17 protein-coding genes are annotated in these 18,779 nt (G+C 70.9%); 10 read left to right on the forward strand and 7 right to left on the reverse strand.

The annotated features are described in order from the left end of the window. Positions 1–15: 15 nt before the first annotated feature. Positions 16–642, reverse strand: a complete 627-nt coding sequence (locus ACWCQS_RS25095) for a MerR family transcriptional regulator (protein ID WP_451006677.1) — start codon at positions 640–642, stop codon at positions 16–18. A gap of 177 nt (positions 643–819) precedes the next feature. Here ACWCQS_RS25095 and ACWCQS_RS25100 point away from each other — a divergent pair, with 177 nt between their 5' ends. The 4 genes from ACWCQS_RS25100 to ACWCQS_RS25115 all read left to right on the forward strand — a co-directional run bounded on the left by ACWCQS_RS25100 (position 820) and on the right by ACWCQS_RS25115 (position 4,482). Then, entirely contained in the window at positions 820–2,346 is a 1,527-nt protein-coding gene (locus ACWCQS_RS25100; RefSeq protein WP_451006532.1) for a flavin-containing monooxygenase, read from the forward strand. Next, entirely contained in the window at positions 2,343–3,284 is a 942-nt protein-coding gene (locus ACWCQS_RS25105) for an alpha/beta fold hydrolase (RefSeq protein ID WP_451006533.1), read from the forward strand. The genes ACWCQS_RS25100 and ACWCQS_RS25105 overlap by 4 nt, the downstream gene beginning before the upstream one ends. Continuing rightward, entirely contained in the window at positions 3,281–4,165 is an 885-nt protein-coding gene (locus ACWCQS_RS25110) for an SDR family oxidoreductase (protein ID WP_451006534.1), read from the forward strand. The genes ACWCQS_RS25105 and ACWCQS_RS25110 overlap by 4 nt, the downstream gene beginning before the upstream one ends. 92 nt (positions 4,166–4,257) lie before the next feature. Then, a complete protein-coding gene (locus tag ACWCQS_RS25115) occupies positions 4,258–4,482 on the forward strand; it encodes a hypothetical protein (protein ID WP_388632218.1) in 225 nt (74 codons plus the stop codon). A 156-nt stretch (positions 4,483–4,638) separates the two neighbouring features. Here ACWCQS_RS25115 and ACWCQS_RS25120 read toward each other — a convergent pair whose 3' ends face one another. After that, positions 4,639–8,073: a S41 family peptidase gene (locus ACWCQS_RS25120; RefSeq protein ID WP_451006678.1), complete on the reverse strand. Its 3,435-nt coding sequence runs from the start codon at positions 8,071–8,073 to the stop codon at positions 4,639–4,641. 195 nt (positions 8,074–8,268) lie between these two features. Between ACWCQS_RS25120 and ACWCQS_RS25125 the strand changes: the two genes are divergently transcribed. From ACWCQS_RS25125 to ACWCQS_RS25135, 3 genes are all read left to right on the forward strand, one after another. Continuing rightward, positions 8,269–8,874: a TetR/AcrR family transcriptional regulator gene (locus ACWCQS_RS25125; protein WP_451006535.1), complete on the forward strand. Its 606-nt coding sequence runs from the start codon at positions 8,269–8,271 to the stop codon at positions 8,872–8,874. 109 nt (positions 8,875–8,983) lie between these two features. Continuing rightward, positions 8,984–11,209, forward strand: a complete 2,226-nt coding sequence (locus ACWCQS_RS25130) for an MMPL family transporter (protein ID WP_451006536.1) — start codon at positions 8,984–8,986, stop codon at positions 11,207–11,209. 129 nt (positions 11,210–11,338) lie between these two features. Then, entirely contained in the window at positions 11,339–11,854 is a 516-nt protein-coding gene (locus tag ACWCQS_RS25135) for a YbaK/EbsC family protein (protein ID WP_451006537.1), read from the forward strand. A gap of 34 nt (positions 11,855–11,888) precedes the next feature. Here ACWCQS_RS25135 and ACWCQS_RS25140 read toward each other — a convergent pair whose 3' ends face one another. Together ACWCQS_RS25140 and ACWCQS_RS25145 are read right to left on the reverse strand one after the other, a co-directional pair. Then, positions 11,889–12,572 (reverse strand): maleylpyruvate isomerase family mycothiol-dependent enzyme, encoded by a 684-nt coding sequence (locus ACWCQS_RS25140; RefSeq protein WP_451006538.1) that lies wholly within the window; start codon positions 12,570–12,572, stop codon positions 11,889–11,891. Positions 12,573–12,636: 64 nt separating this feature from the next. Continuing rightward, positions 12,637–14,076, reverse strand: coding sequence for an arylsulfotransferase family protein (locus ACWCQS_RS25145; RefSeq protein ID WP_451006539.1), 1,440 nt, complete (start codon positions 14,074–14,076; stop codon positions 12,637–12,639). A 572-nt stretch (positions 14,077–14,648) separates the two neighbouring features. Between ACWCQS_RS25145 and ACWCQS_RS25150 the strand changes: the two genes are divergently transcribed. Together ACWCQS_RS25150 and ACWCQS_RS25155 are read left to right on the forward strand one after the other, a co-directional pair. Next, positions 14,649–15,578 carry an NAD(P)-dependent oxidoreductase gene (locus ACWCQS_RS25150; RefSeq protein WP_451006540.1) on the forward strand — a complete coding sequence of 310 codons (930 nt, stop codon included), beginning with the start codon at positions 14,649–14,651 and terminating at the stop codon, positions 15,576–15,578. 70 nt (positions 15,579–15,648) lie between these two features. After that, on the forward strand, positions 15,649–15,924 hold the full coding sequence (locus ACWCQS_RS25155) for a DUF1876 domain-containing protein (protein WP_388632194.1): 276 nt from the start codon (positions 15,649–15,651) through the stop codon (positions 15,922–15,924). Between the two features lie 9 nt (positions 15,925–15,933). On the opposite strand, the gene ACWCQS_RS25160 is transcribed toward ACWCQS_RS25155, so the two are convergent. The 3 genes from ACWCQS_RS25160 to ACWCQS_RS25170 all read right to left on the reverse strand — a co-directional run bounded on the left by ACWCQS_RS25160 (position 15,934) and on the right by ACWCQS_RS25170 (position 18,243). Continuing rightward, entirely contained in the window at positions 15,934–17,091 is a 1,158-nt protein-coding gene (locus tag ACWCQS_RS25160; RefSeq protein ID WP_451006679.1) for a serine hydrolase domain-containing protein, read from the reverse strand. Between the two features lie 83 nt (positions 17,092–17,174). Continuing rightward, positions 17,175–17,639 carry an organic hydroperoxide resistance protein gene (locus ACWCQS_RS25165; RefSeq protein WP_451006541.1) on the reverse strand — a complete coding sequence of 155 codons (465 nt, stop codon included), beginning with the start codon at positions 17,637–17,639 and terminating at the stop codon, positions 17,175–17,177. A 139-nt stretch (positions 17,640–17,778) separates the two neighbouring features. Then, entirely contained in the window at positions 17,779–18,243 is a 465-nt protein-coding gene (locus ACWCQS_RS25170; RefSeq protein ID WP_451006542.1) for a MarR family winged helix-turn-helix transcriptional regulator, read from the reverse strand. Between the two features lie 178 nt (positions 18,244–18,421). On the opposite strand from ACWCQS_RS25170, the gene ACWCQS_RS25175 reads away from it, so the two are divergent. Next, positions 18,422–18,760 (forward strand): SsgA family sporulation/cell division regulator, encoded by a 339-nt coding sequence (locus ACWCQS_RS25175; RefSeq protein WP_451006543.1) that lies wholly within the window; start codon positions 18,422–18,424, stop codon positions 18,758–18,760. Positions 18,761–18,779 lie beyond the last annotated feature (19 nt).

Consider the following 18,779-nt stretch of genomic DNA (forward strand, 5'->3'; position numbering starts at 1 on the left):
GTGACGCTGGGGACGTTACCCGTCCCCCTGCTTTTGCAACCTCCGGTCCAGCGCCAGCGACAGTTCCGCCTCCACCACGCTGCGGGCCAGCGGGCGCAGGCGCTGGAGGTCCTCCTCGGGGCCGTGGCGCAGGATCAGGTCGGTGAAGAGTTCGGCCAGGGCGTCGGCGTGTTCGCGGACGCGGGCGGCGGCCGTGAGGACCTCGGCGAGCGGGATGCCCTCGCGGACCAGGGCGGAGGAGACGTCCAGCAGGCGGCGGCTGATGTGGACGATCTCGTCGCCGTCCGTGCCCAGGTAGCCCAGTTCCATGGCGGCGGCGAGGTTCTCGGGGGTGACCTCGCCCTCGAAGCGGGCGGCCAGTTCCTCCGGGGTGAGGCGGACCGGTTCCTCCTCGGTGGGGGTGCCGACGCCGAGCAGGTCGGCGACGCCTCGGCCCTGGTCGAGGGCTTCGGCGAGCTCCGCGATGCCGTTCAGGGTGTGGCCGCGCTCCAGCAGGGCGGCGATGGTGCGCAGACGGGCCAGGTGGTGGTCGTCGTACCAGGCGATACGGCCCTCGCGGCGGGGCGGCGGGATCAGCTTGCGCTCGCGGTAGAAGCGCAGCGTGCGCACGGTGATGCCGGCCAGCCGCGCCAGCTCCTCCATGCGGTACTCGCGCCCGCCTTCCTTGCGTTCTGCGTCCTCTGCCACGCCCGCAGCCTATGTTGTACCGCCGGTAACTTTCCCGCTCCCGACCCCTACCGCTCGGTACGGGGCTGCTCTACAGTCCCATTGCGCCAGTGTTCACTGGCAGAATCCAAGGCGATGCGTGGAGGCTTCGGGATGGCCGAGCACGAGCATGTACGGGTGGCGGTGATCGGGTCCGGGTTCGGCGGCTTGGGGGCCGCCGTGCGGCTGCGCCGCGAAGGGATCACCGACTTCGTCGTCCTGGAGCGGGCGGACAGCGTCGGCGGCACCTGGCGGGACAACAGTTACCCCGGGTGCGCCTGTGACGTGCCCTCCCACCTGTACTCCTTCTCCTTCGCGCCCAACCCCGAGTGGCCGCGCACCTTCTCCGGGCAGGAGCACATCCGCGCCTACCTGGAGCACGTCACCGACCTCTTCGGACTGCGCCCGCACATCCGCTTCGACTCCGAGGTAAAGCTGATGAGCTGGGACAACGACAACCTGCGGTGGAACATCGAGACCACGCGCGGGTCACTCTCCGCCGACGTGGTCGTCTCCGCGACCGGGCCGCTGTCCGACCCGAAGGTCCCGGAGGTCCCTGGCCTGGAATCCTTCCCGGGCAAGGTGTTCCACTCCGCCCGCTGGGACCACGACCACGACCTGTGCGGCAAGCGTGTCGCCGTGATCGGCACCGGCGCGTCCGCCATCCAGATCGTGCCCGCGATCCAGCCGCAGGTCGGCCGGCTCACCCTCTTCCAGCGCACCCCGCCGTGGGTGATGCCCCGCATGGACCGCGCCATCAGCGGCGCCGAGCGCCGGCTGCACCGGGCCGTGCCCTTCACCACCCAGCTGAGGCGCGGCCTGCTGTGGGGCATCCGGGAACTGCAGGTCCAGGCGTTCACCAAGCACCCGGACGAGCTCGGCCTGGTCGAGCAGCTCGCCAAGCGCAACATGGCCCGCGCCATCAAGGACCCGGCCCTGCGCGCCAAGCTCACCCCCGACTACCGCATCGGCTGCAAGCGGATCCTGCTGTCCAGCACCTACTACCCGGCGCTGGCCAGGCCGAACGTGGACGTCGTCGGCAGCGGGCTCAGCGAGATCCGCGGATCGACCCTGGTCGCGGCCGACGGCACCGAGGCCGAGGCCGACGTGATCATCTTCGGTACGGGCTTCCACGTCACGGACATGCCGATCGCCGAGCGGGTGGTCGGGGCGGAGGGCGTCACCCTCGCCGAGTCCTGGAAGAACGGCATGCAGGCGCTGCGCGGCGCCGCGGCCGCCGGGTTCCCGAACTGGATGACGATCATCGGGCCCAACACCGGGCTCGGGAACTCCTCCATGATCCTCATGATCGAGTCCCAGCTGAACTACATGGCCGACTATCTGCGGCAACTGGACGTCCTCGGCCGCCGTACGGCCCTCGATGCCCGGCCCGCGGCCGTCGAGGACTGGAACCGCAAGGTCCAGGAGCGCATGAAGCGCACCGTGTGGAACACCGGCGGCTGCACCAGCTGGTACCTGGACGCGAGCGGCCGCAACACCACCATCTGGCCCGGTACGACATCGGAGTTCCGGCGCGCGACCCGGCGGGTGGACCTGGGGGAGTACGAGGTCATCCGGAAGGCCGGTACGGCCATGGAGAAGACGGTCGCCGCCGTTGCGCAGAGCGAGGGCGCCGCATGAGCCGGCTCGCTCCCGTGACCTCCGGGCCGTACGCCCCGCCCACCCCAACCCGCGAACTCACCGTCGTCTCCGCCGATGGCGCGCGGCTGCACGTCGAGGTGCACGGCCCCGAGAACGCGCCCCCCGTCGTCCTCTCGCACGGCTGGACCTGCTCGACCGCCTTCTGGGCGGCGCAGATCCGGGACCTGGCGACCGACCACCGCGTGATCGCGTACGACCAGAGGGGGCACGGGCGCAGTCCCGCGAGCCCCGCGTGCACCACCCACGCGCTGGCGGACGACCTGGAAGCGGTGCTCGCGCAGACCCTCGCGCCCGGGGAGAAGGCGCTGATCGTCGGCCACTCCATGGGCGGGATGACCGTCATGGCCGCGGCCGCGCGCCCCCGCTTCCGTGACCACGCCGCAGCCGTCCTGCTGTGCAGCACCGGGAGCTCGCGGTTGGTCGCGGAGGCGCGTGTGGTGCCGCTCGGCGCCGGGCGTGTGCGCACCTGGATCACCGCGCGCATTCTCGGTTCGCGCGCCCCGCTCGGCCCGGTCACGCCGGTCGCCAAGCGCATCCTCAAGTACGCCACCATGGGCGCCGGTTCCGCCCCGCACATGGTGGAGGCGTGTGCGCGGATCGTGCACGCCTGCCCGCGCGCCGTGCGCCATGCCTGGGCGGCCGTACTCGAGGCGCTCGATCTCGACCACGGCGTACGGGAGTTGCACGCGCCCACCGCGATCGTGCACGGCGCGTCCGACCGGCTCACGCCCCCCGTGCACGCCCGCGCGCTGGTAGCCGCGCTGCCGCACTGCGTCGGCCTGACCGAGCTGACCGGCGTCGGCCACATGACCCCGATCGAGGCCCCGGAGCTGGTGACCGGCCGGATCCGGGAACTCGTCACCACCTACGTCACCCCCACGAAGGCCACAGGCGTGCAGATCAAGGAGGGCGCATGAGCAGGGTCAGCCTCGAAGGGCAGGTCGCGGTCGTCACCGGGGCGGCGCGCGGTGTCGGTGAGCTGCTGGCGCGCAAGCTCTCCGCGCGCGGCGCGAAGGTGGCGCTGGTCGGGCTGGAGGAGGAGGCGCTCAAGGACGTCTCCTCGCGCCTGCACAGCGACAGCGCCCACTGGTACGCCGATGTCACCGACCACGAGACGATGAGCCGGGTCGCGCAGGAGGTGAAGGCGCGGTTCGGGAAGGTCGACATCGTGGTGGCCAACGCCGGTGTGGCGACGGGCGGTCCGTTCGCCGACTCCGATCCGCAGGCCTGGCGGCGGGTGATCGAGGTGAACCTGATCGGTTCGGCGGTGACGGCCCGGGCGTTCCTGCCGGTGCTGGTGGAGAGCCGGGGCTATCTCCTCCAGATCGCCTCGCTCGCCGCGATCACGCCGGCGCCGATGATGACGGCGTACTGCGCGTCCAAGTCGGGTGTGGAGGCGTACGCGCACAGTCTGCGAGCCGAGGTCGGCTACCAGGGCGTGCGCGTCGGCGTCGGGTACCTGTCCTGGACCGACACCGACATGGTGCGCGGCGCCGACCAGGACGACGTCATGCGCGAACTGCGGCAGCGGCTGCCCTGGCCGTCCAACAAGACCTACCCGCTGGGGCCCGCGGTGGACCGGCTCGTCGCCGGGATCGAGCGGCGCTCGGCGCATGTGTACGGGCAGTGGTGGCTGCGTGGCATGCAGGGCGTGCGCGGGTATCTGCCGGCGCTCATCGGGACGGTCGGGCAGCGCGAGATGAAGCGGTTCGCGCCCCGTCTGCAAGGAATGCGCTCGGGGCTCGTCGGTGCAGGCGGGGCGGCCGACGAGGCGGCGCGCGCTACGCACCGTGACTGATCCACATGCGCTGCGTGGTCGCCCGTGTGAATCTGGGTGAGGCCCCACCGAGGGGCCGACCCCCAACTCACCCACCACGGGAGTGAACCCACATGGGTATGAAGGACAAGGCCAACGAGTGGCAGGAACAGGGCAAGCAGAAGATCGGTGAGGCCCGCGAGCGGGCCGGCCAGCGCGGTCAGCAGCAGCCCCAGCGCGGTCAGCAGCAGCCGCAGCGTGGCCAGCAGCAGCCGCAGCGCGGCCGCGAGAATCTGCGCGACATCGAGGACACGGAAGCGGAGATGGAAGACCGCTTCGACCGGGACTACGACGCCTAGTCGCTGCGCTCGGCTTTGGCCGGTGTGCGTGGGGCGCCCTTCTTCGTGGAGGGTGCCCTGCGCTGGTTTTTCGGGTGGTGGGGGTATGTGGTCGTGCGCGGGTGCGTTGTGGCTTGTCGCGCAGTTCCCCGCGCCCCTTCACCACGCACCCCCTCGTCAGTTGGCCCGCGGTGGCAGTTTCGGGCGGGCTCGGTTGGGGACGTCGGTGTAGTCCGGGGGGATGGCGGCGGGGTTCGACTCCAGGAGTTCCAGGGCGAGTTCGACCGCGTCGGTCAGCTGGGCGTGGCGGCCTTCCGCCCAGTCCAGGGGGGTGCGCAGGATCTCCAGGTCGGGGGCGACGCCGTGGTTCTCGACGGACCAGCCGTAGGCGTCGAACCAGGCCGCGTTCATCGGGACCGTGATCACCGTGCCGTCGCCCAGGCGGTGCCGGCCGGTCATGCCGACCACGCCGCCCCAGGTGCGCTGGCCGACCACCGGGCCGAGTTTCAGCAGCTTGAAGGCGGCCGTGATCATGTCGCCGTCCGAGGAGGTCGCCTCGTCGGCGAGGGCCACCACCGGGCCCCTCGGCGCGTTCGAGGTGTACGACACCGGTTGCGCGTCCCGCGTCAGGTCCCAGCCGAGGATCGTCCGGGTCAGCTTCTCGATGACGAGTTCGCTGATGTGTCCGCCCGCGTTGCCGCGCACGTCCACGATCAGGGCGGGCCGGGACACCTCCATGCGCAGATCGCGGTTGAACTGGGCCCAGCCGGAGCCGCCCATGTCGGGGATGTGCAGATAGCCGCACTTGCCGCCGCTCAACTCCCGTACGACCGCGCGGCGTTTGGCGACCCAGTCCTGGTAGCGCAGCGGCCGTTCGTCGATGAGCGGGACGACGGCGACCCGGCGCGCCCGGCCCGGCTCGCCCTGTGCCGGGAGGAACGTCAGCTCCACGGTCGTACCCCCGGAGCCGGCGAGCAGCGGATACGGACCGGTCACCGGATCGACCGGGCGGCCGTCGACGTGGGTGAGGATCGCGCCCTCCCGGATGCCGGTGCCGGCCAGCGGCGAGCGGGCCTTGGAGTCCGAGGAGTCGCCGGGCAGAATGCGTTTGACAATCCAACCCTCGTCCCGGTGGACGAAGTTGGTGCCGAGGAGGCCCTGCCAGCGCTGGTAGTGGGGCGGGCCCTCGTTGCGGCGGGCGGCGGTGACGTAGGCGTGCGAGGTGCCCAGTTCGCCGAGGACCTCCCGCAGGAGATCGGCGAACTCGTCGGGGGAGGCCACCCGTTCGACGAGGGGACGGTACTGGTCGAGCACCGCGTCCCAGTCGATGCCGGACATGCCCGGGTCCCAGAAGTAGGCGCGGATGAGCCGGCCGGCCTCGTCGTAGGCCTGGCGCCACTCGGCGGGCGGGTCGACCACGTGCAGGATGCGGCGCAGGTCGATCCAGACGGTGGTGTCGCTGTCGCCCATCTCCGTGGAGGGCACCGCGCGCAGCTCGCCCTCGTCCACGACGACCAGCCGGGTGCCGTCGCCGCTGACCGCGAACCAGTCCAGGTGGTCGACCAGTTCGGACTTTTTCGCCTTGGCGAGGTTGAAGTACTCCAGGGTCGGGCGGCCGCTGATGTCGGCCGGGTTGGCGAAGGTCTCGCCGAGCGCGCCGGAGATCGGCCAGCGCAGCCAGACCAGTCCGCCGCCGGCGACCGGGGACAGCCCGGAGTACTTGGAGGCGACCACCGGGAACGGCGTGACCCGCATCGCCAGGCCCTCGACCTCCACGGTCACCGTGCCGGCCTCGCCGGTCTCCTCCTCCTCGGCCGGGTCGAGGCCGCCGGCCGCCGGACGGCCCTCGGGGTTCAGGGCGAAGGGGGAGGGGGTCGCCGAGTTCAGCGGGACGAGGTAGGGGCGGCAGCCGAGCGGGAAGGACAGGTCGCCGGTGTGGACGTCGTACACCGGGTCGAAGCCGCGCCAGGAGAGGAAGGCGAGATAGCGGCCGTCGCGGGTGAAGACGGGGTTCTCGTCCTCGAAGCGGCCGTTGGTCACGTCCACGATCAGCCGGTCCTTGATGCGGGCCAGCTTGATCTGGCGCAGGGAGCGGCCGATGCCCGGGTGGGACCAGGTGAGCCAGGCGCCGTCCGGGGAGAAGGCGAGGTCGCGCACGGGGCCGTTGACGGACCGGATCAGCTCGGTCACGTGCTCGCCGACGTCGGCGGCATTTGAGCCACCTGAGCCACCTGAGCCGCCGTCACCGGGATCACGCGAGTCACCAGAGTCACCGGAATCGCCGGAGTCCCCAGAGCCACTTGAGTCACCGGAGTCGCCCGAGTCGCTCCCAGCGCCCGCCGCCTCTTCGGTGACCTGATCCTCCGTGCCTTCCATCTCCTCCGCCACATCGATCAGCAGCAACCTCCCGTCGTGCGAGGCGACCGCCAGACGTTCGCCCTCCGGGTCGCAGGCCATCTCCAGGACGCGGCCCAGCCGGCCGGAGGCCAGCCGGCGGGGCGCGCGGTCGCCGCTCGCGCGGGGCAGCTGGGCGATCTCCACGGCGTCCTCGCCCTCGGCGTCCGTCACATACGCCACCTGGCCGGTCGTCCCCAGCATCTCCGGCAGCCGTACCCGTACGCCGGGTGTGTCGGTGATCGTGCGGGCGGGGCCGTCGCGGTGGGTGAGCCAGTACAGGCTGCCGCGTACGACGACGGCGCTGGCCCGGCCGGTCTCGTCCACGGAGATGCCGTCGACGTGCTGCGCGGCCGGCACCTGGTAGCGGCGGCGCCCGGTGGCCGGCCCGGCCAGGCGGATGTCCAGCTTGCGCGGTACGGCGGCCGGGGAGAAGTCGTCCACCAGCCACAGGTCGCCCGCGCACTGGTAGACCACCCGCGTGCCGTCGCTGGAGGCGTGCCGGGCGTAGAAGGCGTCGTGGTCGGTGTGGCGGCGCAGGTCGGTGCCGTCGTACGCGCAGGAGTAGAGGTTGCCGACGCCCTCGTGGTCGGAGAGGAAGGCGATGCGGCCCGCCACGAACATGGGGCAGGCCAGATGCCCCTCGATGCCGGGCAGCAGGCGTTCCCCGTGCAGCCAGAGGCGGCCCATGGCGCCACCCCGGTACCGCTTCCAGGAGGCCGGCTCGTGCGGCGGGGTGCCGGTGAGCAGCAGGGTCTTGTGCCCGCCGGCGACGTCGGCGACCTGGATGTCGGCGACCGGGCCCCAGGGCAGTTTGCGCCCGGGGTCGCCGTCGGGGGACACCTTGTAGGCCCAGGTGAAGTACGAGAAGGGCTCGCCGTGGGAGGCGACGGCGAGGATGTGGCACGTCCCGTCCTCGTCCGGGGGCGTCCAGCCGCATACCTGGGTGTCGGTGCTGCCCCAGTACGTCAACTGCCGGGCGGGACCGCCCTCGACGCCGACGAGGTGGATCTCGGGGACGAAGCTGCGCCAGCTGGTGAACGCGATCTGGCGGCCGTCGGGCGAGAAGCGCGGGTGCCCGTCCTTCGTGCGGTCCGCGGTGAGCCGCCAGGCCCGGCCCGGGGCGTCGAGGGGGGCCAGCCAGACGTCGTCCTCGGCCACGAAGCACACCAGGTCGCCGCTGAGGTGGGGGAAGCGCAGATAGCTCACCCTCCCCATGCTTTTCCGCCCGCTGGGGGCCAGCAACTCGTGCGCCCGCGCCGCCGCACCTTGTGCGGTCCTCACGGCCGCGAACTTATGCGCCCCTCACGTTCGTGACCCAGCACACGTACGAAACGGTTTCGTTTCGCATGGTCTCAGGGTATCTTCATGGTGGTACGAAGCAGGAAGCTCCGGAGTGGGAAGGCGAGTGGGATGACCGAGGTTGTCGCAACGTCGCGTCGCAGCCGGATCACGCCCGAGCGCGAGGCCGAGTTGTACGAGGCCGTGCTCGACCTGCTCCGGGAGGTCGGCTACGACGCCCTCACCATGGACGCCGTCGCCGCCCGCACCCGGTCCAGCAAGGCCACGCTCTACCGCCAGTGGGGCGGCAAGGCCGAGCTGGTGGCGAAGGCGGTGCGGCACAGCAAGCCGGGCAGCTCCGCCGACGGGGTCGACACCGGGTCGCTCCGAGGCGATCTGCACGCCCTCACCCTGCGCTCCGACGACTGCGAGATGGAGCAGAACTCCGCGCTGATGCGGGGTCTGGCGATGGCCGTCCACGGCAACCCGGACCTCCTGAAGGCGTTCAAGGAGCATCTCATCGAGCCGGAGCTGGCGGAGTTCCGTCGCGTGCTGCAGCGGGCGATCGACCGGGGCGAGGTCCGTGCGGACAACCCCGCGATCGACTACGTGATGCACATGATGATCGGCGGGTTCGCCGCCCGCTCGCTCATCGACGAGCAGCCGCCGACGCAGGCCTTCCTCCTGTCGTACATCGACGCCGTGGTCCTCCCCGCCCTCGGCGCAGCCACCAGCTGATCATCCTCCGATCCCCGAGCAAGCCCACCGTCTGACGTCACCGCTCACGTCGTCGGGCTGATCACCCCTGCCCTGATGAACCCCACGACCTGACCGGGAGTACGCCTCCGTGGCCACGTTTCTGTACAAAGTAGGCCGTCTCGCCTTCCGGCGACGGCACTTCGTCGCCCTCATATGGGTCGCGCTGCTCACCCTGGCCGGGGTCGGCGCCGCCTCCGCGCCGCCCGCCGGCAGCACGTCCTTCTCCATCCCCGGCACCGAGGCCCAGAAGGCCTTCGACCTGCTGGAACAGCGCTTCCCCGGGATGAGCGCCGACGGCGCCACCGCGCGTGTGGTCTTCAAGGCCCCGAGCGGCGAGAAGATGACCGACCACGACAACAAGGCGGCCGTCGAGAAGACCGTCAAGGAGCTGCAGAGCGGCTCCGAGGTCGTCTCCGTCGCCGACCCCTACGCCGGGCACGCCGTCAGCAGGAACGGCACCGTCGCCTACGCCTCGGTGAAGTACAAGGTCTCCGGCATGGCGCTGAAGGACTCCTCCAAGGACGCCCTGAAGGAGGCCGCCCAGCACGCGCGTGACGCCGGGCTGACCGTCGAGGTCGGCGGTGACGCGCTCACCGCGACCCCCGAGACCGGATCCAGCGAGGTCATCGGCATCGGGATCGCCGCCGTGGTCCTAGTCATCACCTTCGGCTCGCTGCTCGCGGCCGGATTCCCGCTGCTCACCGCCATCATCGGGGTCGGCATCGGCGTGTCCACGATCACCGCGCTCGCCAGCGCCCTGGACCTCGGCTCCACGACCTCCACCCTGGCCTCGATGATCGGCCTGGCCGTCGGCATCGACTACGCCCTCTTCATCGTCTCCCGCTACCGCGCCGAACTCGCCGAGGGCCGCGAGCGCGAGGACGCGGCCGGGCGCGCCGTCGGCACGGCGGGCTCGGCGGTGGTCTTCGCCGGCCTCACCGTCGTCATCGCCCTGGTCGGCCTGTCGGTCGTCAACATCCCGATGCTGACCAAGATGGGCATCGCCGCGGCGGGCACGGTCGCCATCGCCGTGCTGATCGCGCTGACGATGATCCCGGCGCTGCTCGGCTACGCGGGCCGCAGGGTCAAGCCGGCCGGCCAGAAGAGCAAGCTGCTGGGCGGCGGCCGTACGCCGAAGAAGCCCGGCCGCCCCAACATGGGCACCCGCTGGGCGAGCTTCGTCGTACGGCGCCCGGTCGCCGTCCTGCTGCTCGGCGTGCTCGGCCTCGGCGCGGCGGCGGTCCCGGCCGCGTCCCTGCAACTGGGCCTGCCCGACGACGGCTCCCAGCCCACCTCCACCACCCAGCGCCGCGCCTACGACCTGCTGTCCGAGGGCTTCGGACCGGGCTTCAACGGTCCCCTGATGGTCGTGGTCGACGCCAAGGACAGCGCCCACCCCAAGAAGGCGTTCACCGAGGTCGGCGACGAGATCAAGGGCCTGAAGGACGTCGTCACGGTCACCCCGGCCGTGCCCAACAAGGCCGGCGACACCGCGACGATCACCGTCGTACCCAAGTCCAAGCCGTCCTCGAAGACGACCGAGGACCTGGTGCACGCCATCCGTGACAAGGGCGCGGGCATCACCGCGAAAACCGACTCCAAGGTCCTGGTCACCGGTACGACGGCGATGAACATCGACGTCTCGCAGAGGCTCAACGACGCCCTTCTGCCCTACTTGGCGCTGGTGGTGGGTCTCGCGTTCCTGCTGCTGATCGTGGTCTTCCGCTCGGTCCTCGTCCCGCTGAAGGCGGCCCTCGGCTTCCTGCTCAGCGTGATGGCGGCCCTGGGTGCCGTGGTCGCGGTCTTCCAGTGGGGCTGGCTGTCCGGCCTGATGAACGTCGAGCAGACCGGCCCGGTCATGTCGATGATGCCGATCTTCATGGTGGGTGTCGTCTTCGGTCTCGCGATGGACTACGAGGTCTTCCTCGTGACCCGGATGCGGGAGGCGTTCGTCCACGGCGAGAAGCCCAGCCAGGCCGTGGTGACCGGCTTCAAGCACGGGGCGAGGGTGGTGACCGCCGCGGCCGTGATCATGATCGCCGTCTTCTCCGGCTTCATCGGCTCCAGCGAGGCGATGATCAAGATGATCGGCTTCGGCCTCGCGATCGCCGTCTTCTTCGACGCCTTCATCGTCCGCATGGCCATCGTCCCGGCGGTCCTCGCCCTGCTCGGCAAGCGGGCCTGGTGGCTGCCGAAGTGGCTCGACCGCGCGCTGCCCAACGTGGACGTCGAGGGCGAGGGACTGCGCACCGAGCCCGCCGCGGCCGGCAAGGACGCCGACCCCGACGAGGAGAGGGAGCTGGTACGGGCCTGACGTACCGCTCCTGAGTCAGAGCGGCCGGTGAGGGTGCCCGTGGGGACGGGGCTGCACCCTCACCGGCTTTTCCGTTCCCCCTCGAAAACCTCGCGAGCGGGCCTCGGGCGATGGCGTAGCGTGCCCGGCATGACGACGACAGCCGCCACTGACGCCGGCGAGTCCGGAGCCCACCCCCGGTTCGCCGAAGCCCTCCGGGCGCTCGGCCTGGACGACGTGCTCGCACGGACCAGGAGGTTCCCGGAGGCCACCAGGACCGCCGCCGAGGCCGCCGCGGCCATCGGGTGCGAGCTCAGCCAGATCTGCAAGTCGCTGATCTTCGCCGCCGACGGGGTGCCGGTGCTGGTCCTCATGGACGGAGCCTCGCGCGTGGATGTGGACCGGGTGCGGGAGGAGTTGGGCGCCGGCCGGGTCACCCGTGCCGACGCCGGCGTCGTACGCGAGACCACCGGGTACGCCATCGGCGGTGTGCCGCCCTTCGGGCACCGTACCCGCACGCGTGTCCTCGCCGACCGCTCGCTGCTCGCCCATGACGTGGTGTGGGCGGCCGCCGGAACACCGCACACCGTCTTCCCGATCGAGCCCAAGGCACTGGTGGCCCACGCCGGTGCCGACCTGGTGGACGTGCGCGAGCAGCCCGCTTGACGGCTGTGCCCGCCGGCGTCTGGTGGCGACGTTCTCACCCCAGCGTGAGCCATCGGATGCCCAGGCGGCTGACGTCCGATGCCTCCTCCCTCGTGATCGGCTCGCGCCCCGTCGCCTTGCGCAGGAAGCGAAGCTGACCCCAGCCCAGTTTCTCCAGCGCGGCTGCCCCGTCTGGGCCGAGCAGAAGATCCTGCACCAAATCTGCGGCCTGGGACGTCAGCCACGGCTCGCGCCCCAGGGCGTCGGCCAGGTCCAGGCCGTGCACGGCGACCTCGACCACGCGCGTCAGCAGGAACTCCGACAGGAGCATCGGATCGCCGTGCCGGGTGCGCACCACACGCCCGTCGGGCTCGGCCCGGCACAGTCGGTCCACCTGTTGCCAGGTGGTGTTGAAGTCGTCGGCGAGCGCGGCACCGCTGAGCTGTTCGGCCGCGTGCACTTGGGCCAGAGCGATCCGAGCCGCGTTGGTGTCCGGAGCGAAACGGTCGTCGGGCCGGTAGTACTCGACCGCCGAGACCTCGGCACGGGTCGGCGCCGGTGCCGCCAGCATGCCCGGCAGCCAGGCAATCACCACCCGGACATGAGCCAGCAAGTCGCGCACTCTCCACGGCGCACACCGCGTCGGCAGAAGCCATTCGGCCATCGAGACGCCGGTCATCGCCCGCGCGAGTCGATCCGCCTCAAGACGAAACGCTTCGACCACCCACCCCTGATCCACGCAGATCAAGCTACCGGGCCTGGGCAACCGGCTGTTCAGGGGGCTTGGTGAGTCCCTGTTTCCTTCATGGTCTCCCTCGTCGGCCGTTGTCCGGGAGCGTGACGACGCGTGAGGTCCCAAGCACCTTGCCCTGCGCGTTGAGTGCCTTCACCTGGAAATACGGTCCGGGGGCGCGCGTGGTGACGGCTGTCTCGAATCCGGAGCGTGGGGCGTGTCTGACGACGACCGACAGGGAGTGGGGGTCGGACCCGGCCAGTACACGCCATGCTCTGGTCCGCGTCGAACCGTTCCAGGAGGCGTAGACGACGTTTCCCTCGGCGCCGGAGCGTGCGGCGACACTCGGGGGGTAGTACGGAGTGCCGATCCATTCGTTCCGGAACGCCCGGTACGAGATGTCGGAGCCCGGCAGTTTCGCGTCGTAGAGCAGGTTTCGCAAGCCGTTGCCCTGGGTGTTTCCCTCACCCGCGTACTCGGAGTAGTACGGGCTCTGGCCCCATCCGATGAACTCGTTGCCGTTGGAAAGGGCCTGTGTATTTCCCTGGGTCGGTGACTCGAGCGGCGGCTGGTGGTAGTAGGTCCTGTCCACGGTCGCCTTGCGGCTGCGGAAGTCGAGGTCGAGGATCAGGCCGTGCGACACCTGTTCGGGGGCGCCGTCGGGCAGGTCGCAGCAGCCGTCGTCGAACATGCTGATCCGGTGTCCCGGCCGGTACCGGGCATCGTGCTGCCAGTAGAAGTCCGCGTTGGGGCCGAAGTCGAAGTCGCTCTTCTTTCCGCCGATCTGATAGCGGATTCTCCCGGATCTCCTGGTGACGTCGTAGATCGCCCACATGTTCCGGGCCGAGATGAGCAGTCGGCCGTCGGGACCCTCGTCGACGGAGTTGATGTGGAAGGCGTCCCACACGCCGTCGGACGACGACGCGCTGGACACCGGCTCCTCGGAATCCGCGGGGTCCAGGTGGTCCAGCGCGTTCCACGAGAAGAGCAGTCTGCCCGTGGCGAGGTCGACCTCCTGGATCTCGCTGTTCTCGATGGAGCCGTTCTTCGGCCCACCGTAGGGCGTGAGGTCCATGGGCACCGGCTTGGACGCGATGAACAGCGCGGTACCCCTGCGGGTCAGGGTGAACTCGTGCTCGTCCGGGTAGTAGCCGTGATGCGCGAAGACCGTCTTGAGCAGGCGGTAGTGGGTGTCGTAGATGTAGTAGCACCCGCCCGGTTCCGGGGCACCCGCCGGCAGGTTCGTGTACGACGGCGGCAGGGCGAGGGTTCCCTGCCACCAGGTCAGCACCGGCTTTCCCCGGCTCCTGCGGGCGTCGTAATAGGTCTGGACCCTGATGTCGGCGTTCTGGAGGTTCACGGAGGGGAGCGGGCGGAACCAGACCGGATCACCGGAGTTGTCGTTGATCAACGCCCCGGTCTGGCCGATCATCCTGTCCGCGCTGAACGGGCCCACGAGGATGTCTCCGCGGGCCGTTCCCGGTTTGTTCGCGGTCACGGTCACCCGCATGGGGTGAAGGCCCGGCTCGGAGGCGAAGCTCCACACATCGCTGCCCGAGAGGATCGGGGGCGGAGAACTTTGCGTCGGGGGGAAGGGCTCCGTCGCGCACAGGTGGTCGCCCGCTTGCGGCCTCGCCGCCGCAGGGGGCAGGCAGATCGCGACGACGCACCCGGCCGCGAGCATGCAGGCCCCGACAGGGCGCCAGGTCCGCCTTCGTGTCCGGCGAATCCGCAGCTGTCGCGTCGCCATGGCCGGCCTCCTGGGCTCCCGGCACCCTTCCCCCCTGGCGGTGCCACTGGTCTTCGAACGCTTCGTCCGGTTCACCCCTTTGACCCAGAAGGATCAAGACGGGGGCATTCCTCGGGCGACGGTAAGCGACAAGGGCTGTCCGCACCTGCTGAAAGCCACGCAGGTGGGCCGTTCGGCAGACGCGGCCTCACCCGGACAGGCGGCGCTCACTGTCGGGCCGCGATCGGCGCGGACTTCTTCAAGGAGCGCTTCGGGGGTGATGACGCATACCGGGTAGTCGGGTACCGGTGGTGAGAACCACCGGGCAGCAACCGGACGACAGGGAGCCGTCAATGACCGACAAGCCGACCGTGAGCGTTCTGGGCACCGGCATCATGGGGGCCGCGATGGCCCGGAACCTGTGCCGCGCCGGGCTGGAGGTCCGTGCGTGGAACCGTACGCGCGAGAAGGCCGAGCCGCTCGCCGCCGACGGCGCACGGATCGCCGGCACACCCGCGGAGGCCGTCGAGGGCGCCGACGTCGTCCTGACGATGCTGTACGACGGCAACACCGTCCTGGACGTCATGCGCGAGGCCGCACCGGCCCTGCGCCCCGGCACGGTGTGGGCGCAGTGCACCACCGCCGGGATCGACCTGGTCACCGACCTGGCCGCCTTCGCGGGGGAGCACGGACTCGTCTTCTACGACGCACCCGTCCTCGGCACCAGGCAGCCCGCCGAGGCCGGTCAGCTGACCGTGCTGGCCGCCGGGCCGCAGGAGGGTCGGCAGACGGTCGCGCCCGTGTTCGAAGCGGTCGGCGCGAAGACCATGTGGACCGGGTCCGACGGCGGCGCGGGCAGCGCCAGCCGGCTGAAGCTGGTGGCCAACAGCTGGGTGCTCTCGGTCACCGCGGCGGCCGGGGAGGTGCTCGCCCTCGCCCGGGCCCTCGGCGTGGATCCGCAGGGGTTCTTCGAGCTCATCGAGGGCGGTCCGCTCGACATGGGATACCTGCGGGCGAAGTCCGCGCTGGTGCTCGACGGAAAGCTGACCCCGCCGTCGTTCGCGGTGGCCACCGCCGAGAAGGACGCCCGGCTCATCGTCCAGGCGGGCGAGCGCGGCGGGGTACGGCTGGACGTCGCCGCCGCGACCGCGCAGCGGTTCGCCCGCGCCGCCGCCCAGGGCCACGCGGACGAGGACATGGCCGCCGCGTACTTCGCCAGCTTCGACCAGGGCGGGCAGCACGAGGGGGAGAAGGGCGAGCAGAGCCGGACTCCGCGCGGGTGACGAGGCGTCGACATGACGGGGCGGGGTACCGGGGGCACCCTGGAAGCAGCGGTTTTCGGAGGTGATCGTCATGACGCACACCGCTGTCGGATGGCATGTCGAGCTGGAATTCAAGGAGGACGATCAGCACACGGATGCGGCGGCCCTGCTGCGCTTGCCCGACGGTACGGAGGTGCGGGCGCACGGGCACGCCACCCGGCACCGCGTCGACGCCAATCAGCCACGGGTCGGCGAGGAGGTGGCCGGCGCACGCGCCCTGAACGAGCTGGCCATGGAACTGCTGAGCAAGGCCCATGGCGAGATCGACGAGGCGTCCGGACGGACCTCGCACCCGATCAACGTGTGACGACGCAACCTACGCGAGCGCCGCGCGTACCGCCCGTACCAGCGCCTGTGCCCTCGGGTCCGCCGTCACGCTCTTCCGGAAGCCGTTGGTGACATAGCCGAAGGCGATGCCGGTCTCCGGGTCGGCGAACGCGAGGGCGCCGCCCCGGCCCGGGTGGCCGAAGGAGCCGGGGGAGAGCAGCGGGGACGCCGCGCCGTGCAGCATGTGGCCGAGGCCGAACCGGGTGCCGACCACCAGGACCCGGTCCGGTCCGGCGGACTGCTCGGCGCGGGCCAGTTCCCTCGTCTCCGGGGTGAACAGCCGCCTGCCGCCGTCGACCTCGCCGATGAGCGAGGCGTAGAAGCGGGCCAGGCCCTCGGCCGTGGCGATGCCGTTGGAGGCGGGCAGGGCGGCCGCGCGGTAGGCGGGGTCGTTCTCGTCGGGGAGCGGGGTGATCGCGGCGAACGCGCGCCGGGTCAGCGAGTCCGGGTCGGCGTAGGCCTCGGCCACCGCGCGCTTGGGGCGGGTCTTCAGGCCCACGGCCTCGGCCGCCTCGACCGGGCCGACACGGCCCACGCGCGCGTGCTCCGACTCCGGCAGACCGAGCCACAGGTCCGCGCCGACCGGGCCGGCGATCTCGTCCGCGATCCAGTCGCCGACCGGGCGTCCGGTGATCCGCCGGATCAGCTCGCCGGTGAGCCAGCTGTAGGTCTGGGCGTGGTAGCCGTGGTCCGTGCCCGGTTCCCACACCGGCGCCTGCGCGGCGACGGCCGCGGCGCCGAGATCGGGGTCGGCGGCCTCGGCGGGGGTCAGCGGTCGGTCCAGCACGGGCACACCCGCGCGGTGGGCGAGCAGGTGCCGGACGAGGGTGTGCTCCTTGCCGGCCGCCTTGTACTCGGGCCAGTACGCGCCGACCGGGGCGTCCAGGTCCAGTTCGCCGCGCTGGTGCAGGAGCAGCAGCGCGGCGGCGGCGACACCTTTGGTCGCGGAACGCACGATCTGCGCGGTCCCGGACTCCCAGGGCGCCGTGCCGTCCACATCCCTGGTGCCGGCCCACAGGTCGACGACCTTGTGTCCGTCGCGGTACACGGCGACGGCCGCGCCGCGCTCCCCGAGCAGCGCGAAGTTCGCTGCGAACGCCTCCCTGACCGGCTCGAAGCCCTCGGCCACTGTGCCGTTCACATCCACGTCCGCCGTCCCTTCGGTCACTGTCCCATCGCCTGCGACTGTGGGTGCAACGCGGGCTGTGCGCCTGTGATTCCTCGGTGGGGTCAGCCCAGCAGGATCGTTACGTCGATGTTGTCGCGCGTGGCGTTGGAGTAGGGGCAGACCTCGTGCGCCGCGTCCACCAGCCGGGCCGCGACGTCCGCGTCCAGCACCGGCAGGGAGACGCTGAGGGCGACCGCGAGGCCGTAGCCGCGGTGCCTGTTCGGGCCGATGCCGACCTTGGCCGCCACCGTGGAGCCGGTCAGGTCGTAGCCCTCCCGGTTGCCGACGAGGATCAGCGCGTTGTGGAAACAGGAGCTGTAGCCGGCCGCGAACAGCTGTTCCGGGTTGGTGCCGTTGCCGTCGCCGCCCAGCTCCGGAGGCATCGCGACCTTCAGCTCGATCTGGCCGTCCTGGCTGGTGACATAGCCGTCGCGGCCGCCGTGCGCGGTGGCCTCGGCGACGTACATGATCTTCGTCGGACGGGTGTCGACAGTCGGACGGGTGTCGACAGCGGTGTCCTCGGTCATGGCCGGCCTCCCCCGGAACAAGTGGCGCACAAGTACATCGTGCACAAGGTACTGGCCGGTACGTCAGTGGGCGGCACCAGGGGGTGGCAACCGTGGGTAACGCGAGACCGGAGCGGGATCGGTGGACCGGAGCGGGATATCAGCGCCGGTCGGCCGCCGCGGCGGCGCGCTCGGTGAGGTTCCGCAACGTCTCGCGCAGGTACGCGACCTCCTGTGCGCCGAGGCCCGTCGTGGTGAGAAGGGTGCCGGGTATGCACGCCGCGCGCTCCCGGAGTTCCTCTCCGCGCCCCGTGCACGCGACCAGCACCGAGCGCTCGTCACCGGCCGCGCGCTCCCTGCGCACCAGGCCCGCCCCCTCCAGTCGCTTCAGTAGCGGCGAGACGGTCCCGTAGTCCAGGCGCAGGGCGCGCGCCAGTTCCTTCACGCTGGTCTCGCCGCGCTCCCACAGCACCAGCAGCACGAGGTACTGCGGGTAGGTGAGTCCGAGGTCGTCCAGAAGTGGACGGTATGCGGCGGTCACGGCCCGCTGTGCGGCGTACAGCGCGAAGCACAGCTGGTCGTCCAGCAGCAGCGACCCCTCGGCGGCGCGGTCCTGGTTCGTCACGCACCCATTGTCATGGACTCCGGATCGAAGCCGAGCGGCGAGGCGAGGAATCCATCCCGGGTAGACGGATTGCGAGGTCTCGCATCCCGGTGAGGCGTAAATCGGAAAATATGGGACATTGGAGACAAAACGGAAGCGCAGCTTTCGTATAGGTCACCCAGGGTGAAAGGGCGATTCGATGTCTGTGGTCGAGCAGTACGCGCGCGCCCATATCGTCACGGACGAGGAGGACCCGGGGGCTGTACCGGTGGTGCTGCGGTACGACCCCGACTCCGATCCACGGTCGGTCCGGGTCGGCCTGCCGGGCCCGCACGAGTGGACCTTCTCGCGCGCGCTGCTCGAACGGGGCCTGCGCGCACCGGCGGAGAGCGGCGCGGTACGGGTGTGGCCGTGCGGGCGTGTCCAGGCCGTCGTCGAGTTCCACTCCGACAACGGTGTCGAGGTGGTCCAGTTCGAGTCGAAGGCGCTGGTGAGATTTCTGCGCCGGACGTACACCGCGGAGCCGGTACGGGCTTGACGCCGGTTTGATCAGCTCG

The sequence above is a fragment of the Streptomyces sp. NPDC002076 genome, from assembly GCF_053593835.1.

Bases quoted from the DNA above. Each gene is read 5' to 3' on its own strand.
- ACWCQS_RS25095 (WP_451006677.1), bottom strand. From the start codon at position 642: ATGGAGGAGCTGGCGCGGCTGGCCGGCATCACCGTGCGCACGCTGCGC.
- ACWCQS_RS25100 (WP_451006532.1), top strand. From the start codon at position 820: ATGGCCGAGCACGAGCATGTACGGGTGGCGGTGATCGGGTCCGGGTTC.
- ACWCQS_RS25105 (WP_451006533.1), top strand. From the start codon at position 2,343: ATGAGCCGGCTCGCTCCCGTGACCTCCGGGCCGTACGCCCCGCCCACC.
- ACWCQS_RS25110 (WP_451006534.1), top strand. From the start codon at position 3,281: ATGAGCAGGGTCAGCCTCGAAGGGCAGGTCGCGGTCGTCACCGGGGCG.
- ACWCQS_RS25115 (WP_388632218.1), top strand. From the start codon at position 4,258: ATGGGTATGAAGGACAAGGCCAACGAGTGGCAGGAACAGGGCAAGCAG.
- ACWCQS_RS25120 (WP_451006678.1), bottom strand. From the start codon at position 8,073: ATGGGGAGGGTGAGCTATCTGCGCTTCCCCCACCTCAGCGGCGACCTG.
- ACWCQS_RS25125 (WP_451006535.1), top strand. From the start codon at position 8,269: ATGACCGAGGTTGTCGCAACGTCGCGTCGCAGCCGGATCACGCCCGAG.
- ACWCQS_RS25135 (WP_451006537.1), top strand. From the start codon at position 11,339: ATGACGACGACAGCCGCCACTGACGCCGGCGAGTCCGGAGCCCACCCC.
- ACWCQS_RS25145 (WP_451006539.1), bottom strand. From the start codon at position 14,076: ATGCGGGTGACCGTGACCGCGAACAAACCGGGAACGGCCCGCGGAGAC.
- ACWCQS_RS25150 (WP_451006540.1), top strand. From the start codon at position 14,649: ATGACCGACAAGCCGACCGTGAGCGTTCTGGGCACCGGCATCATGGGG.
- ACWCQS_RS25155 (WP_388632194.1), top strand. From the start codon at position 15,649: ATGACGCACACCGCTGTCGGATGGCATGTCGAGCTGGAATTCAAGGAG.
- ACWCQS_RS25165 (WP_451006541.1), bottom strand. From the start codon at position 17,639: ATGACCGAGGACACCGCTGTCGACACCCGTCCGACTGTCGACACCCGT.
- ACWCQS_RS25175 (WP_451006543.1), top strand. From the start codon at position 18,422: ATGTCTGTGGTCGAGCAGTACGCGCGCGCCCATATCGTCACGGACGAG.